Origin of the sequence: Wolbachia endosymbiont of Tetranychus urticae, assembly GCF_046529255.1 — a bacterium.
In the GTDB taxonomy this organism is placed as follows: Bacteria; Pseudomonadota; Alphaproteobacteria; order Rickettsiales; family Anaplasmataceae; genus Wolbachia.
Genome location: NZ_CP114181.1, coordinates 134800 through 149921, shown reverse-complemented (window position 1 = coordinate 149921; position 15122 = coordinate 134800). Strand labels below are relative to the sequence as shown.

Here is a 15122-nt window from a genome sequence, read left to right as displayed (position 1 = left end):
CTTAAGTATATTTTTCTCTATCTTACTTGCTTTTTATACTTGTGGGTAAAAGTGAGGATTCAAATCTGGTGAATATGTTGGAAGATACAGCACATGACAGCCAAAAGACTCTATTAATGATTTTGTTTTAGTGGTCTTATGAAATGTAGCATTATCCATAACTATGGTTGTGCCAAGTGGCAATTTAGGTTTCTCCAACCATATATTGAATACCTCTTTGTCACACCCACCTTTGAAAGTCATTGGTGCAATAAATCTCATTCCAATCCACCCGGCTACTATACCGATTCTCTCTCGCTGGAATATCTGCATAAATTTTCTTTCCTCTTGGAACACGTCCATATTCTCGGTATAACTTATTATCAACTCCTGCTTCATCTATATATAAGATGCTGGAATGGTCTATTTTTGAGATTTTATCAATAAATTGCTGCCTATCTTCTTGATTGCGCTCTTGATATAGTGTGACTTTTTTTTAAAAGTAATTTTTAGCTGTTTTAGTCTATACCAAATTGAATTTATTCCAAATCCAAGACTTTGTTTCATCTCTGCCAGAGTATGATCTGGATTCTTTGTAACATATTCTTCGAACGCTAATTCTGGATTAAGGAAGGAAGAAAGTATAGGAAATGGAAGGCTTTTTGGATTTCAAGGAATAGGAAATGAGAGTAGAAAAGATGTGAACCAAGAAATTAACGGGAGATCTATGGCGAGTATGTTCAATTTCAAGTCTACTTTTGAGGTAGCCAAAAATCGTCTCAATGATCGACCTTTTTCTCAGCAAAATCTTTTCATGTAGTGAAATTAATGCGTTTTTCATCCCCTTTTTCACCTTGGTAACAAGTTTCAAACCGCGGTTAAACAACTCTTGGAAAAGCTCTTTTTTAATATAGCCTTTATCACCAAACAAAAGACCGGTTAATTTCTTAGTTAGGTTTGCTACAGGCTCTCTATCGTCAACATTACCTCTTGTAAGCGTAAAAGCTTGAATTTCACCTTTCTCGTTAATTATCAAATGTAGTTTAAAGCCGAAAAACCAGCCATATGTACTCTTGCTTAATTTTGCAATTCCAGCAAAAACCTTATTTCTTGATATTCTTTTTGCATGGCAAACTGCAATAGGAGTTGTATCTATGTATGAGATTCCAGTAAGTTCTGACCATCCGCAAAGGCACTGTAATAGCATGGCTAAATGCCACAAAACCCTGGACTTTAGAGCAACAAACCTAGTGTATGAAGGCAACTTCGAAAACTCTGTTTGTAGAGCAATGTTAGGTAATGCAGGTAGAAAGCCTTAAAATTTTCACAGGGAGATTGCTGATACAGGAGGATTATTGTGATAATTTCCGAATGTGTAATTTCTGGCACTCTTGTGGGTTTTTACCGTTTGGCAGTAGTTTATCTGCAAAATTTTTCTCTATATCTCTGCAAAAATCATCGACCAGACAAAACAGTTTTGTTATATCTTCCATGGGTAACCTCATCTATTTTTTTCTATTTGTTGAGTTTACCCTACTCTCCTGACTTTTCTATTCTCTCTTTAATCCAGAATTAGCGTTATTAGAGAAATGAGAATAAGAATCCAAGAAAGATTTGGTTTGAATATCAGAAAATCCGCAATACATCGTAATATGCAAAGAATGAAATTCTCATATATCATGCCAATTCCCACTATGTAAAGAACAGATAGACAATAATGGGAAAGAAGTGATACTAGAGTAGATAAAATAGAGAGGTATAATGGCATTAAGGTCAAAACTGTTAGACGAAAAAGTTGTAAATTTGGCGAAAGAAATGTTAAAAAAGGTCAGAAATAACGCATATGTTTCAAAAAAGTTACAAGCGGTGATAGCAGGAAAAGAAAGTAGTATAAGCGCTGTGGCAAGAATATGTAAAATTTCAAGGACTGCTTTGACTGAATGGATAAAGCATCTAAAATTTGGTAGAGTAGAAAAATTATTTTCCCCTTCTCAGCGGCGAAGAAAAAGCAAATTAAACAAAAATCAACGTGAGCAAATTGAAATATGGGTAGAAAGAAATCCAAATATTACTATTAAGGAAGTGCAAATAAAAATCTCAGAGGAATTTGGCCTAAACATTAGCAAATCAACAGTGCATCGTGAGATACAAAGGATGAAGTTTTCTTATATAACACCGAGGCCAATTCACCATAAACAAGATAAAAACAAGCAAGAAGAGTTTAAAAAATACTTCAATAAAATAGTCAATTCCCACCCTGAAAAGGAGGTATTTTTTTGATGAATCACGATTTGGAACTCATTCAAAAATCGGACACGGATGGTTTAAAAAAGGGGTCAGAACGCAGGTTAAATGAAAATTGGTAGACAAAATTTCTATATCTACAGTGCGGTAAATCCAAGAAGTGGTAAGAAAATTAGCCTACTTGCTCCATATGTAAACACTGATTGTATGAATATATTTCTGGAGCAGATGTCGAAAGATTTAGGCACGAAAAAAGCCTTTCTTGTAATGGATTGTGCAGGCTGGCATAGATCAAAAAGTTTGAAAATTCAGAAAAACATTACCATTATATACTTGCCTCCTTATTCACCAGAACTGAATCCTCACTTTTACCCACAAGTATAAAAAGCAAGTAAGATAGAGAAAAATATACTTAAGATGAGGTAAAAATGTGTGAAGTAAATAGAAATGTACAATGTGCTGATGGCTTAGGAGATAAATGGCTAGAAAAAGAGTTGAGACATGTTAATCTGGGAGATGTAAGGCTTAATACAAGACTTATTAAAACAAGCTATTTAATAGAGAATAAGGCGTCTGGGTCAATTAGTCAAAGCTGTGTAGGATGGAAAGAAGCTAAAGGTGCATACAGATTATTTAGCAATGAGAAGCTTGAAGCTAAGGAAATTTATTCTTCCCATTATAAAGAAACTATGGAAAGGATAAAAGGAAATGAGCTGGTATTTTCAGTTCAAGATACAAGTTATTTGGATTTTGACTCTCATATAAAGACTAAGGGTCTAGGTAGTATTTCTAAAGCCTATACAAAATATAAAAAGGGTTTGTTATTGCACAGTAACTTAATGGTTAACAAAGACGGATTACCTTTAGGGCTATCTTCTCAACAGTGTTGGGCACGTTCTATCAGGGAAGAAACAGCCCAAGAAAAAGCAAACAGGAAATACCGTACTGCTATAAAGGAGAAAGAAAGCTATAAGTGGATAGCGGCACTAAAAGAAACCCTAAATAACCTCGCAGAAGGTGTACAGCTTGTTACTATTGGTGATAGGGAAGCAGATATTTTTAAGTTTTTATGGACTGTTGAATCATTGGACAGTTTTTATGTAATCCGCAACCGAACTAATAGGAAATTCATCTGTATTGAAGGGGGAAAAACGGATTTGCAAACACGTATAACTCAACTGCCTGTAAAAAAGGAAATTGTCTTGAATGTTGCTGAAAATAAATACCAGATCTCAAGAAAAGCTAACATTGAAGTCAGGTATATGAAAGGCTATATACCTATCAGATCTCCTTACATTTATGGATCGAAAGATACAGAGCATAAAATAAGTGATAAAATCGCTATATATGTAGTAAGTGCCAAAGAAACAAATCCTCCTGAAAGAGTAGAAGCTATTGATTGGACTTTGCTGACTAATGTACCAGTTAATAGCACTTTAGATGCTATAGAAAGGATAAATTGGTATAAGCTAAGATGGAAAATCGAGGAGTATTTTAGGATTTTAAAATCAGGATGTAAGGTAGAAAGCTCTCGTTTAGCTACAAAAGAAAGATTAGAGAAATTAATCGCTATAAAGAGCATTATTGCATTTAATATTTTATATTTAACAAAAATCGCTTTATCGAATCCTATGGAGGTTTGTACTAAGGTTTTAAGTAATGAAGAGTGGAAAACCCTTTACATACGTGAGCATAAAGTAGCCAAATTGCCAGAAGAACCTCCAAACATAAAACAAGCTATTATTTGGTTAGGAAAATTAGGTGGATTTATGAATAGAAAAAGTGATAATTTACCAGGAACTATGACTCTATGGCGTGGTTATGAAAACCTCAGGGAAAGCATGGTTATGCTTCGCATAATGACCTCTCAAAGTTGTGGGTAAAAGTGAGAACTGAATCCTGTTGAGAGGTTGTGGCAATATATCAAACACAATACTTTACGCAACAGAGTCTACGATACCATAGGCTTACTTGAAGATGTTCTGTGTAATTTTATTGTCAGTATTTCCAGTGCTACTATTAAACGAGTTTGTAATGTTTCTTATTTGTTCGATTAGTAATGGAATTTGGTATCACACTAAGACCAGTTCATAGTGAACAAGATAAAAACAAGCAAGAGGAGTTTAAAAAAAAACCTCAATGAAACTATTGTCATGCATTCTGAAAAAGAGCTATTTTTCTTCGATGATCACGGTTTGGTACACATTCAAAAGTTGGACATGGGTGGTTTAAAAAAGGCAGTAGGACACAGGTTAAGGTAAAATTAGGTAGGGAAAATTTTTATCTCTATAGTACAGTTAATCCCAGAAATGGAGAGAATTTTAGCTTATTTGCACCAAACGTCAACACTGATTGTATAAATATATTCCTTGAACAGATGTCGCAATATTTAGGAATACGAAAGGCTTTTCTCGTGATGGATTGCGCTAGTTGGCATAAGTCAAAAAATTTAAAGGCACCTAAAAATATCGAAATTATATACCTACCACCATACTCACCTGAACTCAATCCTGTTGAGAGGTTTTGGTTATATATAAAACAGAACATTTTACGCAATAAAATCTACAATACAATTGTTCTGCTTGAATGCGCTTTGTGTAAATTTATTACCTCTCTTTCCCCTTCCACGGTTAAACAACTCTGCTATGCTTCTTATTTGGTTCATTAATAATGAGAATTGGTATAAATTGATGTTCTTTACTAAAATTTTTACTAAACTTGTTGTACTCTCCTTCATCTTTTCCTTTTAACTCATTCTTTATTCTTTCAAGTAAATTATCTTCATCCAAACCTCCACTTTCACCTACCTCATTTATTATTTCAAAAAACTTCTGCTTCTTTATTGCCATAACCTTTCCCTCTAAATTTATTTTTATCGCTGCATAATCTCACAAAAAAGTTAAATTTATCAAAATTCTATATTTTATATAAAATAAAATTTGCTGTTTCCAAAAATTGGTAAGCATGTTTTTGATGAGATTGTAGAAAACATACTTTTATGACACCATTTGTTGTACGAACTAACTTGGCGAAAACAGATGTTTATATAGTTGTGTGGCAAAATGTTTTGCACTAGTTGTGCTATCTCGTTTTCCGTAATAGTTAAAAAAATTAGTAGCAAGTTGTTGTAAGTTTATGTATTTTTAGGCTGTAATGGTCAAAGGTACATGAAGTATGATCAGAGTTAAAGGTGCAAGAGAGCATAATTTGCAGGGTATTGATGTCAATATACCAAAAAATAAGTTAGTTGTTATAACTGGACTAAGTGGTTCTGGTAAGTCTAGCCTCGCATTCGATACGATTTATGCAGAAGGCCAACGCCGATACGTCGAAAGTCTATCGGCTTATGCACGTCAATTTCTTAATATTCAAGATAAACCAGATGTTGAGTCAATCACAGGCCTCTCTCCTGCAATATCAATTAATCAAAAGTCGATCTCAAAAAATCCAAGATCAACTGTTGGAACCGTTACTGAAATTTACGATTATGTACGTTTGATATATGCACGAGTGGGAATACCTTATTCGCCTGTAACTGGGTTGCCAATAACGAAACAGGCTGTATCTCAAATTGTAGATACTATTATAGCATTACCTTTAGAAACTAAAATATATATACTTGCTCCTATTGTGCGTGGCAGAAAAGGAGAGCACTTCAAAGAGATATTGGAAATTAAAAAGCAGGGTTACGTGAGACTAAAAATAGATGGTGAAACATACAATATAGATGACTTGCCTAAACTCGACAAAAACAAGAAACATGATATTTTTGTTATTGCAGATAGAATCTCCATGTCAGATGATATAGGAAATCGACTACCAGGCAGTATAGAATCAGCATTGAGGCTGGGCCATGGCTTAATGTATGCAGAAATAGTGAACTTACCTGACAACCACAATTCCGAGTATAAAAATGGTCAAACTTTAACTTTCTCAGAGAATTTTGCATGTCCTGAGTCTGGCTTTACTCTTGAAGAAATAGAGCCAAGATTGTTTTCTTTTAACAGCCCCTACGGTGCATGCAGTTCATGCAGTGGGCTCGGTAAAAAACTAAGTGTTGATGCAAAGCTAATAGTGCCAGACGAAACGCTCTCGATATCTGAAGGTGCTTTAAAGCCAATTGGATCAATGTTCCGTCAAGTGCATACAAACTATGGATTGCTAAAAAATGCAATTCTATCACTGGCTGAAAATTGCAAATTTAGCCTTGATGTTCCGTGGAAGAATATAGACCAAGAAGTGAAGGATTTAATACTCTTTGGCTCTAGAGAAATGAAATTTCAAGGTTTGGTCAGTATCCTAGAACGCCAGATGGATTACGATGCATCACTTATTGATAGGTATTGTTCTGTTACTGACTGCAAAGAATGTGCTGGCTACAGATTGAGAAAAGAAGCACTTACAGTGAAAATTGACGAAAAACATATAGGTGAAATATCAAGGCTCAGCATCGATGAATCCCTTGAGTGGTTTGGAAATTTATCAGATAAACTTACAGAACAACAAAGGCAAATTTCAAATAAAATATTAAACGAAATAATCAAAAGGCTGACATTTTTAAAGAATGTAGGGCTAAATTACCTTACACTTGACCGTGAATCTAGCACTCTCTCTGGTGGCGAAAGCCAGAGGATCAGGCTTGCTTCGCAAATTGGTTCTGGTTTAACAGGAGTGCTATACGTACTTGACGAACCCTCAATTGGCCTTCATCAATGTGATAATGATCGATTAATTGCCACACTTAAAAATCTGAGAGACATGGGTAATACTGTGATTGTTGTTGAACATGATGAAGACACAATAATGGCTGCTGATTATGTGATTGATATTGGTCCTGGAGCTGGCGTGAATGGAGGAAAAATCGTTGCAGAAGGAACACCAGATCAGTTACAAAAAAATTCAGAGAGCATAACAGGACAGTATTTAAGTGGAAAGAAGGAAATTTCAATTTCAAAAAGAAGAAAGCAAACAACTCAGTTCATAAAGGTAGTTAATGCTTGTGAGAACAACTTAAAAAATATAAATGTTGAATTTCCTATAGGGAATTTTATTTGTGTTACTGGAATATCAGGAGGAGGGAAATCAAGTTTAGTGATAGAAACATTATATAAATACTCAGCACACAAGATAAATCATTCATCTGCAAGGCATGGTCAATGCGACAAAATAGAAGGCCTTGAGTATATAGATAAAATTATAGAAGTTGATCAATCGCCAATTGGTAGGACCCCAGCATCAAATCCAGCAACATATGTTGGTATGTTTACTCACATCAGAAATTGGTTTGCAGGTCTCCCAGAGTCGAAGGCACGAGGTTACAATATAGGCCGATTTTCATTTAATACCAAGGGAGGAAGATGTGAAGCTTGTAAAGGTGATGGGCATTTAAAGATCGAGATGCATTTCCTACCGGACGTTTATGTGAAATGTGAGCAATGTAGAGGACAGAGGTATAACCGAGAAACATTGGAAGTTACTTACAAGGGAAAATCAATTTCTGATGTGCTTGATATGACAATAGATCAAGCATGTGACTTTTTTGAAAATCTTCCAATGATAAAGGAAAAGTTGATTTCTTTACAGGAAGTAGGGCTTGGCTATATAACGCTTGGACAGTCGTCAACAACGTTGTCCGGGGGTGAAGCACAACGAATAAAGCTGTCTAAGGAACTATCAAAGCGATTTACCGGGAAAACATTGTATATTCTCGATGAGCCAACAACTGGGTTACATTTTGAAGATGTAAATAATTTACTAAAAATACTCCATAGGCTAGTTGATTTAGGAAATACTGTTATAGTTATTGAGCACAATTTACATGTTATAAAAACTGCTGATTACATAATAGATATTGGTCCAGAGGGTGGAGTAAAAGGTGGAGAAGTGGTTGCTGTAGGAACTCCAGAAAAAGTTGCACAGACTCCAAAAAGCGTTACAGGCAAGTATCTTAAAACATATTTATTGGATCAAGTATCGACTATTTCTTCATAATTAGGTTATGAGGAGCATTTTAAAAGGTATACCTAACATATTTAATTCATGAATCTTCTCTTATTAAAAAAAGCTACAGATCTCATATTTCCAAACGTATGCGTAAGTTGTGAACGTATAATTGATAAAAGTTATGATTTATGTAGTGAATGCAATAAAAAAATCAATTTTTTAACTAAGCATTACTGTAATGTTTGTGGTGTAGTAATTCCAGATAACATTGATACATGTGGTAGATGCATCAGTAACCCTTCACCATTTAAAGTATTAATACCAATTCTCATTATTAATGAACCAAATAAGAAGCATAGCAGAGTTGTTTAACCGTGGAAGGGGAAAGAGAGGTAATAAATTTACACAAAGCGCATTCAAGCAGAACAATTGTATCGTAGATTTTATTGCGTAAAATGTTCTGTTTTATATATAACCAAAACCTCTCAACAGGATTGAGTTCAGGTGAGTATGGTGGTAGGTATATAATTTCGATATTTTTAGGTGCCTTTAAATTTTTTGACTTATGCCAACTAGCGCAATCCATCAAGAGAAAAGCCTTTCGTATTCCTAAATATTGCGACATCTGTTCAAGGAATATATTTATACAATCAGTGTTGACGTTTGGTGCAAATAAGCTAAAATTCTCTCCATTTCTGGGATTAACTGTACTATAGAGATAAAAATTTTCCCTACCTAATTTTACCTTAACCTGTGTCCTACTGCCTTTTTTAAACCACCCATGTCCAACTTTCGAATGTGTACCAAACCGTGATTCATCGAAGAAAAATAGCTCTTTTTCAGAATGCATGACAATAGTTTCATTGAGGTTTTTTTTTAAACTCCTCTTGCTTGTTTTTATCTTGTCCACTATGAACTGGTCTTGGTGTGATATATGAGAATTTCATTCTTTGCATATTACGATGTATTGCGGATTTGCTGATATTCAAACCAAATCTTTCTTGGATTCTTATTCTCATTTCTCTAATAACGCTAATTCTGGATTAAGGAAGGAAGAAAGTATAGGAAATGGAAGGCTTTTTGGATTTCAAGGAATAGGAAATGAGAGTAGAAAAGATGTGAACCAAGAAATTAACGGGAGATCTATGGCGAGTATGTTCAATTTCAAGTCTATTTTTGAGGTAGCCAAAAATCGTCTCAATGATCGACCTTTTTCTCAGCAAAATCTTTTCATGTAGTGAAATTAATGTGTTTTTCATCCCCTTTTTCACCTTGGTAACAAGTTTCAAACCGCGGTTAAACAACTCTTGGAAAAGCTCTTTTTTAATATAGCCTTTATCACCAAACAAAAGACCGGTTAATTTCTGATACCAAATTCCATTACTAATCGAACAAATAAGAAACATTACAAACTCGTTTAATAGTAGCACTGGAAATACTGACAATAAAATTACACAGAACATCTTCAAGTAAGCCTATGGTATCGTAGACTCTGTTGCGTAAAGTATTGTGTTTGATATATTGCCACAACCTCTCAACAGGATTCAGTTCTGGTGAATAAGGAGGCAAGTATATAATGGTAATGTTTTTCTGAATTTTCAAACTTTTTGATCTATGCCAGCCTGCACAATCCATTACAAGAAAGGCTTTTTTCGTGCCTAAATCTTTCGACATCTGCTCCAGAAATATATTCATACAATCAGTGTTTACATATGGAGCAAGTAGGCTAATTTTCTTACCACTTCTTGGATTTACCGCACTGTAGATATAGAAATTTTGTCTACCAATTTTCATTTAACCTGCGTTCTGACCCCTTTTTTAAACCATCCGTGTCCGATTTTTGAATGAGTTCCAAATCGTGATTCATCAAAAAAATACCTCCTTTTCAGGGTGGGAATTGACTATTTTATTGAAGTATTTTTTAAACTCTTCTTGCTTGTTTTTATCTTGTTTATGGTGAATTGGCCTCGGTGTTATATAAGAAAACTTCATCCTTTGTATCTCACGATGCACTGTTGATTTGCTAATGTTTAGGCCAAATTCCTCTGAGATTTTTATTTGCACTTCCTTAATAGTAATATTTGGATTTCTTTCTACCCATATTTCAATTTGCTCACGTTGATTTTTGTTTAATTTGCTTTTTCTTCGCCGCTGAGAAGGGGAAAATAATTTTTCTACTCTACCAAATTTTAGATGCTTTATCCATTCAGTCAAAGCAGTCCTTGAAATTTTACATATTCTTGCCACAGCGCTTATACTACTTTCTTTTCCTGCTATCACCGCTTGTAACTTTTTTGAAACATATGCGTTATTTCTGACCTTTTTTAACATTTCTTTCGCCAAATTTACAACTTTTTCGTCTAACAGTTTTGACCTTAATGCCATTTATACCTCTCTATTTTATCTACTCTAGTATCACTTCTTTCCCATTATTGTCTATCTGTTCTTTGCATAGTGGGAATTGGTATTAGTTAGGTTTGCTACAGGCTCTCTATCGTCAACATTACCTCTTGTAAGCGTAAAAGCTTGAATTTCACCTTTCTCGTTAATTATCAAATGTAGTTTAAAGCCGAAAAACCAGCCATATGTACTCTTGCTTAATTTTGCAATTCCAGCAAAAACCTTATTTCTTGATATTCTTTTTGCATGGCAAACTGCAATAGGAGTTGTATCTATGTATGAGATTCCAGTAAGTTCTGACCATCCGCAAAGGCACTGTAATAGCATGGCTAAATGCCACAAAACCCTGGGCTTTAGAGCAACAAACCTAGTGTATGAAGGCAACTTCGAAAACTCTGATTTGTAGAGCAATGTTAGGTAATGCAGGTAGAAAGCCTTAAAATTTTCACAGGGAGATTGCTGATACAGGAGGATTATTGTGATAATTTCCGAATGTGTAATTTCTGGCACTCTTGTGGGTTTTTACCGTTTGGCAGTAGTTTATCTGCAAAATTTTTCTCTATATCTCTGCAAAAATCATCGACCAGACAAAACAGTTTTGTTATATCTTCCATGGGTAACCTCATCTATTTTTTTCTATTTGTTGAGTTTACCCTACTCTCCTGACTTTTCTATTCTCTTTTTAATCCAGAATTAGCGTTATTAGACTTAGAAGATGCTGTCAAAAGTATCGGAGGGAAAACTTCACAAGAATTAGGGCGCAGACGTCCGATGACGCAACAAGAAATTGATGATATTTATGGACAAGTAGCACATATGTTACAAATTAATAAAATGTGTGGACAAGTTATGCAGTCTAGAACAAGATTTATAGCATCTAGGGAAGAAGAACTAAATAGAGAGTTAAGAAAGGAACTAAGAAAAGTGATATTTGCAGCAACACTTACGATATTTGCAATGATAGGCTCAAGAGCTCGTCTTAAATAATCAGAAGTAGGTAAAATTGTTGGGGCAACACTTGGAGGATTACTATCTATACCAGCCATTATGTTATCAGAATCAATGACATACGGAAGAAATATTACATCAAGAGAAGCAAGACAAAGAGTAGTAGACTCAATAAGTGAATCAACGGCTGGGTTATCAGCAGCTTTAGCAGTAGGTACACCAATGTTAATTAACAAAATAGTTAGAAGCATAGTTGGAACAAATATGGAACTTGGAGAGTCATTAAGATCTGGTCTTATGACTACAACTGCAGCTGCAATTGGAGCTGGAGCTGGTGCTGCATTGTCAACGGCTTTAATAAGAAGAGCTATTTCTACAAATTTGGAAGATGTTGCTACTGAACAACCAAATACCTAAGGACAGAACATATAGCTTTTTCCTACTCTTCAGAGTGAGCTAAATAGCTGACTCTGAAAAGTAGATAACAATTAGGGCTTCTTTTACCTTTTTCTATTTAGTAAATTTCTTGATATTTGTAGCTAAAGTAATTTAAGAGAGGTGTCATCCCAGTGTCGGAGCACTGGGATGACAAGAAAAGGAGCACTGGAATGACAAGAAGGACATTCCACCATGTCATTCCAGCGCATGACCAGATTTTCTTATTTGATCTCAGACTGGCTGATTATGCAAGTTCCAATTTTAATAATATTTACATATAAGCCATACGCTTGAGTTGCAAAGTTCTAAAAAGCAGCCAAAATAAAAATAAGTAGACATTTATAAATTAAACTAAGTGTACAATCAACAAACAAGAGTATTGATTGCAACAATACTCTGTAGAATCGCAATATGGTATGACCATATGCTCTTTATTGATCTGGTTAATATAATTAGTAGAGAATTTTGTTATGCAAAAGATATCTACTACAGCATATTGCAATTGTTTGGAATTGCAGGACTGGGCGCTATGGTAAGACCACTTGGTGCATCTGTATTTGGTCACATTGGTGATAGGTATGGAAGGAGAATGGCGTTAACGATTGCTATCTTGCTAATATCGATTCCTTCTAGTCTCGTTGCGTTTATTCCAAGTTATAGTAAAATAGGAATAACCTCTACTATGTTGCTTCTTACAATCCATCTGATACAAGGGGTTGCACTTGGCGCTGAGCAAGGAGGTAGCTCTGTTTATCTCATAGAGCATTTACCTAATAAGAAAAAACTAGGAATGTTTTTTGGAATAATAAGTTTTGGTCGCTCCATTGGCATATTGCTCTCTGTGGTTGCAGTGATCATTTGTAAAAAAACCACTGATTTTAACGCTTGGGGTTGGAGGCTGCCGTTTATTTTTTCAGCCATTTTAGGATTAATAAGCGCATATAGTATATATACACTAGGAGAAACTCCAGCGTATGAAAAAAATCGAGAACAAAGAAATTTACCTAATTTACCAATAATAGAGCTTACAAAACGCTATAAGAGAGCCCTGATACTTGCAATTTTAATATCTGTACCTGTTAATGTTGCTGTTGGATTTACCATATTTCTTAGAACAATTGCAAAAGAAATAGTGTCTGTTGAAACTTATGTAACAACGTATGTCAACGAAGTTGTACTCATTATAACCAGCATATTAATGCCGATATCTTCAATAGTGCTTGGAATTTTAGCTGATAAAACAGGAAGAGAACGCACTGCAATCTTATTTATAGTGATAACAATGGTATTATGTTGTCCTATGTTATCTATTGCATATTACTATAAAAGCTATCTTATAATCATGTTGAGTGTTATGGCTCTTTCTATAATCGAGAGGGGTATTAATCCTATAGGGATAGTTACTGCTGAGCTTTTTCCTACTAATGTTAGATTTAGTGGTGTTAGCTTATCACGCAACATCTCTTTTGCCTTGCATGGAGGATTTACTCCTATGATATGCACTTGGTTTACTATAATGTTTCCTCAAATAGACTTTGCTGCTGGGCTTTATGTAATTTTTTGCTTATTAGTCAGCTTAGTAGCAATATTGCAAATAAAACCACAAGATAAAAAGTGTGATTGGTAATTTTCTCTATTTAAATTTATTTCACTTATTTAGCTAATTTTTATTACAATTATAATTTTGGCTTTTATGAAAACTGCATACGTATGTCAATTCTGCGGTCATAGCACTGGAAGGTGGGTAGGAAGGTGTATTGCATGTGACAGTTGGGATACGGTTGTCGAAGAAATAGTACTAAAAACAGAAACGAGAAGTACATCTGCACCAATTTCAATAAAAGCGTTATCAGATAGTGAAATTATTACCCCCGATCGTTTTTTAACAGGAATAGAAGAGTTAGATAGAGTTTTTGGTGGAGGTATCGTTCAAGGTGCTAGCATTTTAATTGGTGGTGAACCTGGAATTGGAAAATCTACTCTTTTGCTTAGGATTGCAGCTAATGTTGTACAACTTTCCTCTTTTGAATGTCTTTATGTATCTGGCGAGGAATCTTTAGAGCAAGTGAGCCTCAGAGCAAATCGTCTTAAGATAAATGAACCTAAAATTAAGCTTTTATCTACAGTATCTTTAACTGATGTAGTAGCAACAATAAGGAAAAATAAAAGTATTAAGTTCTTGATAATTGATTCTATACAAACTATGTATGATAGCAAAGTCACATCAGCACCAGGAACTGTAACTCAAGTCCGTACCTGCGCTCATGAATTGACTGTTCTTGCAAAGCAATATGGTGTTTCTCTCTTAATAGTTGGCCATATAACGAAAGATGGACAAATAGCGGGACCTAAAACCCTGGAGCATATGGTAGATACAGTACTATATTTTGAGGGTGAAAATAGTAATCAATATCGCATTTTACGTACTATTAAAAATAGATTTGGCCCTGCAAATGAAATTGGTGTTTTTGAGATGTCTAAAGCAGGACTCATGCCTGTTGATAATCCATCATCATTATTCTTGACCGTACATGATAGAGAAGTAGTTGGCAGCGCCGTATTTGCAGGAGTTGAAGGCTCAAGACCAATCTTAATGGAAGTGCAAGCATTAATAGCAAGGACTAATATGGCAACTCCAAGAAGAGCAGTAGTTGGTTGGGATATTAATAGATTAGCTATGATAATCGCGGTTCTAAGTGCTCGTTGTAAAATGTTTTTGCATGATAAAGAAGTATACCTAAACATTGCGGGAGGACTCAAAATACAGGAACCATCAGCTGACCTTGCTGTTGCTGCTTCCCTTATTTCAAGTTTAGTAAATTTACCGCTGCCAATTTCTTCAATAATCTGCGGTGAGGTTGCACTTTCAGGAGAAATTAGAAATGTTTCGCATGCTGATCTCAGATTAAGGGAAGCACAAAAGTTAGGATTTAAAAAAGCGATTATGCCTAAAAATGGCAATTATTCTTCTCATGATATTGAGATAATGAAGCTTGGTCATATAAAAGAGTTAAAAGAGGTCTTCAATCACAATTAAATATTATCTGCATGAACATTTTGCTTGTGAGAAGGATGTCATCCCAGCTTCCATAATGTCATCTGAGTAGGTGACACTGGCTTCTTTTTTTCTGGATTCCAGCGTCACGCGCTGGAATGACACTATCATACCT

At 34.9% G+C, this 15122-nt stretch carries 10 protein-coding genes and 9 pseudogenes; 11 read left to right on the top strand and 8 right to left on the bottom strand.

The features are described 5' to 3' along the window. Positions 1-33: 33 nt before the first annotated feature. From O1Q06_RS00940 to O1Q06_RS00930, 3 genes and pseudogenes are all read right to left on the bottom strand, one after another. Positions 34-378, bottom strand: a complete 345-nt coding sequence (locus O1Q06_RS00940) for a transposase (protein WP_410542769.1) — start codon at positions 376-378, stop codon at positions 34-36. A gap of 24 nt (positions 379-402) precedes the next feature. Continuing rightward, positions 403-624: an IS630 transposase-related protein gene (locus tag O1Q06_RS00935; RefSeq protein ID WP_410543121.1), complete on the bottom strand. Its 222-nt coding sequence runs from the start codon at positions 622-624 to the stop codon at positions 403-405. Next, a pseudogene (locus O1Q06_RS00930) lies at positions 605-1472 on the bottom strand (IS982 family transposase). The gene O1Q06_RS00935 and the pseudogene O1Q06_RS00930 overlap by 20 nt, the downstream one beginning before the upstream one ends. A 96-nt stretch (positions 1473-1568) precedes the next feature. Between O1Q06_RS00930 and O1Q06_RS00925 the strand changes: the two are divergent. The 5 genes and pseudogenes from O1Q06_RS00925 to O1Q06_RS00905 all read left to right on the top strand — a co-directional run. Further along, positions 1569-1679 (top strand): winged helix-turn-helix domain-containing protein, encoded by a 111-nt coding sequence (locus tag O1Q06_RS00925; protein WP_410542768.1) that lies wholly within the window; start codon positions 1569-1571, stop codon positions 1677-1679. 61 nt (positions 1680-1740) lie between these two features. Further along, positions 1741-2586, top strand: a pseudogene (locus O1Q06_RS00920) (IS630-like element ISWpi10 family transposase); the annotation flags it as partial. Positions 2587-2651: 65 nt separating this feature from the next. Continuing rightward, on the top strand, positions 2652-4106 hold the full coding sequence (locus O1Q06_RS00915) for an IS4 family transposase (protein ID WP_410542423.1): 1455 nt from the start codon (positions 2652-2654) through the stop codon (positions 4104-4106). Between the two features lie 6 nt (positions 4107-4112). After that, a pseudogene (locus O1Q06_RS00910) lies at positions 4113-4280 on the top strand (IS630 family transposase); the annotation flags it as partial. Between the two features lie 14 nt (positions 4281-4294). Continuing rightward, a pseudogene (locus O1Q06_RS00905) lies at positions 4295-4891 on the top strand (IS630 family transposase); the annotation flags it as partial. Here O1Q06_RS00905 and O1Q06_RS00900 read toward each other — a convergent pair. Further along, positions 4854-5072: a hypothetical protein gene (locus O1Q06_RS00900; RefSeq protein WP_410542767.1), complete on the bottom strand. Its 219-nt coding sequence runs from the start codon at positions 5070-5072 to the stop codon at positions 4854-4856. The pseudogene O1Q06_RS00905 and the gene O1Q06_RS00900 sit on opposite strands and share 38 nt — an antisense overlap. Positions 5073-5397: 325 nt before the next feature. On the opposite strand from O1Q06_RS00900, the gene uvrA reads away from it, so the two are divergent. Continuing rightward, positions 5398-8214 (top strand): excinuclease ABC subunit UvrA, encoded by a 2817-nt coding sequence (uvrA, locus tag O1Q06_RS00895; RefSeq protein ID WP_410542766.1) that lies wholly within the window; start codon positions 5398-5400, stop codon positions 8212-8214. Positions 8215-8262: 48 nt separating this feature from the next. Further along, positions 8263-8517: pseudogene (locus O1Q06_RS00890) on the top strand (double zinc ribbon domain-containing protein); the annotation flags it as partial. On the opposite strand, the pseudogene O1Q06_RS00885 reads toward O1Q06_RS00890, so the two are convergent. The 4 pseudogenes from O1Q06_RS00885 to O1Q06_RS00870 form a co-directional block, all read right to left on the bottom strand. Next, positions 8501-9194, bottom strand: a pseudogene (locus O1Q06_RS00885) (IS630 family transposase); the annotation flags it as partial. The pseudogenes O1Q06_RS00890 and O1Q06_RS00885 overlap by 17 nt on opposite strands. A 15-nt stretch (positions 9195-9209) precedes the next feature. After that, positions 9210-9533 (bottom strand): annotated as a pseudogene (locus O1Q06_RS00880) (transposase); the annotation flags it as partial. Positions 9534-9549: 16 nt separating this feature from the next. Beyond that, positions 9550-10551 (bottom strand): annotated as a pseudogene (locus O1Q06_RS00875) (IS630-like element ISWpi10 family transposase). A gap of 84 nt (positions 10552-10635) precedes the next feature. After that, a pseudogene (locus O1Q06_RS00870) lies at positions 10636-11180 on the bottom strand (IS982 family transposase); the annotation flags it as partial. Between the two features lie 157 nt (positions 11181-11337). On the opposite strand from O1Q06_RS00870, the gene O1Q06_RS00865 reads away from it, so the two are divergent. The 4 genes from O1Q06_RS00865 (at position 11338) to radA (ending at position 14989) form a co-directional block, all read left to right on the top strand. Then, a complete protein-coding gene (locus O1Q06_RS00865; protein WP_410542765.1) occupies positions 11338-11553 on the top strand; it encodes a hypothetical protein in 216 nt (71 codons plus the stop codon). Positions 11554-11613: 60 nt separating this feature from the next. Further along, the gene (locus O1Q06_RS00860) at positions 11614-11931 is read left to right on the top strand and encodes a hypothetical protein (RefSeq protein ID WP_410542764.1); all 318 of its coding nucleotides are present in this window, start codon (positions 11614-11616) and stop codon (positions 11929-11931) included. 376 nt (positions 11932-12307) lie between these two features. Further along, the gene (locus O1Q06_RS00855; protein WP_410542763.1) at positions 12308-13579 is read left to right on the top strand and encodes an MFS transporter; all 1272 of its coding nucleotides are present in this window, start codon (positions 12308-12310) and stop codon (positions 13577-13579) included. 66 nt (positions 13580-13645) lie between these two features. Next, entirely contained in the window at positions 13646-14989 is a 1344-nt protein-coding gene (gene radA, locus O1Q06_RS00850) for a DNA repair protein RadA (protein ID WP_410542762.1), read from the top strand. The last annotated feature ends 133 nt before the right edge of the window (positions 14990-15122 follow it).